Below are 1,849 nucleotides of genomic sequence, written 5' to 3'. Positions count from 1 at the left end.
AATAGCGGCAGCAAGCGCTCCGGCCGCCGCCAGACGATCGCCGCCGCGAGGGCGCGGAACGCGCCTAAGGCGATGAGCAGCTCGAGGGCCGTCGCGCCGGCGTTCGCCCCAAACACGAGGAACTCGGGAACAGGAGCGGCCCAGACCTCGGCGAAGTGACGGCCGGAGATCATTCGAAGGGCGTGGGCAAAGGCGACTGGCGTGTCAGGCCACAAGCCCTCCGGCCCGCGCAGGCTCAGGATGCCGCCTCTTTGGCCCCAGAGCCCAGGGAGCGTTGGTAGGAGCCACAGCACAAAGCCTAGAAGGCCAAAGCCCCAGGCCCGCCGCGAGCAGCCGCACAGCCAGAGCGTGAGCGCCCAGGGGATCAGCAGCAGCCCACCGGGTGGATCTGGACGCTGATAGCGGCCAGTGCCCACCCTATCAGAGCGCGGCGATCGGACAGTCGCCGGCCGTTCGTCAGGCAAGGCCACAGAAGGGCCAGCCAGCCAGTGACCACAACTGGAAACCAGGCCGGCAGCCAAGTGCCGCGCCCAAAATACAGCCGCCAAGGGGAAGCCGCCGCCAGCAAGACTACAGATGTAACAATCGTCCCCTCGAACCGGGTGCGCAGCAGACGGGCCAGGAGGGCTAGCGCCAGCACGTCCAGCATCGCCGCAACGCCGTGGATCGCCCAGGGGTGGCGAAAGAGCCCTACTGCAGGGGCCAGCGCCCACGACGTCAGCGGCGAAGCAGGCAGGCCGACGGTCGTCCGTTGCCCCTCCAGCGGCCACTCCCAGCGGTCCAGCAGAAGGGCCGCCTGGGCGATGGGAAAGGCGTGGTCGTAGTTGTGCCGAACGGCCAAAAGCCCAGCCATCCGGATGGCGAAGCCAAACATGAGAATCAACAGGAGCGCGATCCACCACCCCATCGAGCCCTCCAAATGAACAACAAGCACTCCTCGCGCGATGTTGCCGGTTTTTGGAGAAAATCCGGTGACCCCTCGCTCCAACTACCCGACTGCACAGGCGCCCGGCTCACCGAAGAGGCAGCCGCAACATCCGGTCAACCACTGGGTAGGCGCTCTCGACGTTCAGCCGCACTAAAGACGGCCACTCGTAAATGGCAATCCTCAGCTCGGCAATCCGGGAAAGCTCCTCCTCAGATCCTTCCAGCACCCGCAGATCCAGAATTTGCTCCCCCGGCTGCCAGCAGTGAAACGGATAGCCATTGTTTTGGGGGGCTCCATCCCGTTGGGCGCGCTTTTCCCCTTGCTCATCGAACGCCTGCACCGTAATCGAATAGCTTCCATGAGGTTGCGGGCCCGCCTCCCAGACCAGCCCAACCTCTAGTCGGCCTGGCGAAAGCCAGCGAACGCCATATCCACGAAGGATAGCCACATCTCCAAACCTCGCCTTGAGGGGGCGCATCGGAGATAAAAAGGGTTCCGGATTCGGAAGCACTTCGAACACGTCATAGGGATCCATATAAACCGCGTAACGGAAATGGGGATTCCGGGAGACTTCACATAAACCCCGAATGTAAAACTGCTGAACCTGCGAGCGGTCCACTAACACGTAGCGCACCCCTTGCTCGCTGAGCCGCACGATCTCCGCCAGCGCGCCGGGCTGAGGAAAGGCCAGCAGACGTTCCCGGATTTCCCGGATATCCGGAGGGATGTAGCCGCTGTAGGCGATGACCAGTGGTTTCCGATGAACCAGGGCGCCATACATCCTTATGGTCTCGTCGGCGTCCAGGGGCAGGAACACCGGCAGCTCCAGCACGGCGAACTTGCCGGGTTGAGAGGCCAGCCAGTGATAGACCTCAGGGAGATCCGCCGGGCGAGGAAGCGGCACAATAGGGATCGGAATGG

General features: G+C 63.7%; 2 protein-coding genes and 1 pseudogene. All 3 read right to left on the bottom strand.

Annotated features, from left to right (window positions below; translation table 11 throughout):
• Nucleotides 1–215, bottom strand: a 215-nt coding sequence (locus NZM16_RS01180) for a hypothetical protein (protein WP_295477910.1), incomplete at its 3' end; no start/stop codon positions are given.
• 149 nt (nt 216–364) lie between these two features.
• Nucleotides 365–907 carry a hypothetical protein gene (locus NZM16_RS01175; protein WP_295477907.1) on the bottom strand — a complete coding sequence of 181 codons (543 nt, stop codon included), beginning with the start codon at nt 905–907 and terminating at the stop codon, nt 365–367.
• Between the two features lie 106 nt (nt 908–1,013).
• A pseudogene (locus NZM16_RS01170) lies at nt 1,014–1,849 on the bottom strand (hypothetical protein); the annotation flags it as partial.

It is taken from the genome of Thermoflexus sp. (assembly GCF_025055495.1).
Taxonomy (GTDB): Bacteria; Chloroflexota; Anaerolineae; order Thermoflexales; family Thermoflexaceae; genus Thermoflexus.
Note: the sequence above shows the minus strand (reverse complement) of the source record. Positions and strands in the feature narration are given on the sequence as shown.

Bases quoted from the DNA above. Each gene is read 5' to 3' on its own strand.
- NZM16_RS01175 (WP_295477907.1), bottom strand. From the start codon at position 907: ATGGGGTGGTGGATCGCGCTCCTGTTGATTCTCATGTTTGGCTTCGCC.